This window comes from uncultured Frigoribacterium sp., assembly GCF_963515265.1.
Taxonomy (GTDB): Bacteria; Actinomycetota; Actinomycetes; order Actinomycetales; family Microbacteriaceae; genus Frigoribacterium.
In genome coordinates, this window is the sequence record NZ_CAUPYL010000285.1 from 1 (window position 1) to 2,524 (window position 2,524).

The window sequence follows — 2,524 nt, forward strand, 5'->3', positions numbered from 1 at the left end:
GCCCTGCCCTGGCCCGGGCAACCCGCCGCGGCCGAGGGCACCGCCGGCGACGGCGCCGTGGCCGCGGTGGCGGGGCTGACCCGTCCCGACGGAGCAGGCACCGCCCCGGAGCGACCGACCACCGGCACCGGCACCGGAACCGGCACCGGAACCGCCACCGGTACGTCGAAGAGGACCGGTCATCGTCCGGGCCGCAAGGCCGGCTCGCTCGTCGTGCTCGTGGACGGACGCCTCACCGTCTACGTCGAGCGCGGCGGCAAGACCCTGCTCACCTTCGGCGAGCCCGACGACCGCGAACTCGCGTTGGCAGCCGGCTCGCTCGCGTCGGTCGTGCGCACGAGGCTGGGCAAGCTCGCAGTCGAGCGCGTCGACGGCGAGTTCGTCCTCGGCACCCGTCTCGGTGACGCCCTGCGCGACGCCGGCTTCGCCCCGACCCCGAGCGGTATCCGGCTGCGGTCGTAGGCCGCGCCCGGCCGTCGCCGCGTCGGGGCCGACCACGACCACGACCGTTCGACGACGGCGACACCAGCACCAGCACCAGCACCAGCACCGCACCACATCCGCACCGGCACCGGCACCACACCGCACCAGCACCAGCACCAGCACCAGCCCCAGCCCCAGCCCCAGCACCGCACCGCACCGCACCGCACCGACCAGGAGGAGCCCCCACCGTGCCCGAGGGAGACACCGTCTACCGCTCCGCCAAGAACCTCGACGCCGTGCTGCACGGCCAGGTGCTGACGTCGACCGACTTCCGCGTCCCGGCGTTCGCCACGGTCGACCTCAGCGGCGAGGTGGTCGACGACGTGATCGCCCGCGGCAAGCACCTCCTGCACCACATCGGCGACCACACCCTGCACACGCACCTCAAGATGGAGGGCTCGTGGCACGTGTACAAGCACGGCACGAAGTGGCGGCGGCCCGCGTACCAGGCGCGGGTGGTGCTCGAGACGGAGGAGTGGGTCACCGTCGGCTTCGACCTCGGCATCGTCGAGCTCGTCGCCCGCGACCCGGAGGACTCGGTCACGGCGTACCTCGGCCCCGACCTGCTCGGCCCCGACTGGGACGCCGCGCTGGCCCTCCACAACCTCGAGGCCGACCCCGCGCGCGAGGTCGGGCTCGCCCTGCTCGACCAGCGCGTGCTCGCGGGCCTCGGCAACGTCTACCGGGCCGAGGTCTGCTTCCTGCGCGGGGTGCTCCCGACCCGTCCGGTCGGCGAGGTCGAGAACCGCCCGAAGATGATCGACCTCGCGCACCGGCTCATCGTCGCGAACAAGGACAGGATCGAGCGCACCACCACGGGGAACCTGCGCGGCACCACCGACTGGGTCTACGGACGAGCCGGCAAGCCGTGCCTCCGCTGCGGCACGAAGATCGTCCGGGGCGAGCTCGGCGAGTCGGAGCTCGAGCTGCGCGACACCTACTGGTGCCCCCACTGCCAGAGCTGACGCGCCTCCTCCCCGTTCAGGAACTTCTGTCCTGCATCACGCGACGGGGGACTCGGAGTCCTGAGCCGTGCACCGTTCAGGAGGACCCGGGCCGCTGGTCCTGAGTCGTGCACGCACGCACGCACGCGGCAGCGTCGGCGACGGCGACGGCGGGAGCGGGGGCGGGGGCGTTCGTGACGAACCGTGACGCACCGGCGAACGACACCGAGGAGGTGCCCCTACAGTCGCACGCACCCGGCCCGCACCCGACGCGCGGCCTCACGGAGGAGCACGCCATGACGACCGACATCGCCACGCAGGTCAGCACGTTCAACGAGGGCTTCACCGCCCAGATCGGCCCCGAGCTCAGCGCCGTCTTCGACGCCGAGCAGCGCGGCCTCCGCGAGGCCGGTGTGCCCGACGACGCGATCGCCGTCGGCGACCAGGTCGTCGACGCCACGCTGCTCACCCCGGCGGGCGACGAGGTCTCCCTCGCGGAGACGATCGGCGAATCGGCCGCGGTGCTCGTCTTCTACCGCGGCGCCTGGTGCCCGTACTGCAACCTGACGCTGAAGACCTACCAGGAGGAGCTGCTCCCGACCCTGCGCGAGCGCGGCGTCGCCCTGGTCGCCATCAGCCCCCAGACCCCTGAGGGCAGCGACCTCGCCACGACGAACGGCTCGCTCGAGTTCCCCGTGCTGTCCGACCCGGGCAACGTCCTCAGCCGCGCTCTCGGCATCGTGACCGAGCCCACCGCCGACGCGCGGGCGGCACACACACGGCTCGGCTTCGACGTCGCCGACAGCAACGCCGACGCGACGGGCGACATCCCGTTCCCGACGGTGCTCGTGGTCGACGGCGACGGCCGGGTCGTCTTCGCCGACGTCCACGTCGACTACACGACCCGCACCGAGGTCGCTGAGGTCGTCACCGCCCTCGACCAGCTGGGCTGACCCGGGAGCGCCCGAACGCGGGTGCCCGCGGGCGCGAGCCGACGCGAAAGGGACAAGACGACGCGGGCCCCCGCCGCGGCGTGTACCGTTCGCGTCGCTCCGCGCCCGCCCCGACCCGGGGCCGCGCCCACCCGCGTCCCGCCG

Annotated in this window: 3 protein-coding genes; all 3 read left to right on the forward strand. The window is 73.5% G+C overall.

Annotated features, from left to right (window positions below):
- Nucleotides 1–462: hypothetical protein (locus RWM17_RS14030; protein WP_314104668.1), on the forward strand; the 462-nt coding region annotated here is incomplete at its 5' end.
- 209 nt (nucleotides 463–671) lie between these two features.
- A complete protein-coding gene (locus RWM17_RS14035; protein WP_314104670.1) occupies nucleotides 672–1,448 on the forward strand; it encodes a DNA-formamidopyrimidine glycosylase family protein in 777 nt (258 codons plus the stop codon).
- A 275-nt stretch (nucleotides 1,449–1,723) separates the two neighbouring features.
- Complete coding sequence (locus RWM17_RS14040) at nucleotides 1,724–2,380, forward strand: peroxiredoxin-like family protein (RefSeq protein WP_314104672.1); 657 nt, start codon at nucleotides 1,724–1,726, stop codon at nucleotides 2,378–2,380.
- Nucleotides 2,381–2,524 lie beyond the last annotated feature (144 nt).

Coding starts and splice junctions, on each gene's coding strand:
- RWM17_RS14040 (WP_314104672.1), top strand. CDS start 1,724: ATGACGACCGACATCGCCACGCAGGTCAGCACGTTCAACGAGGGCTTC.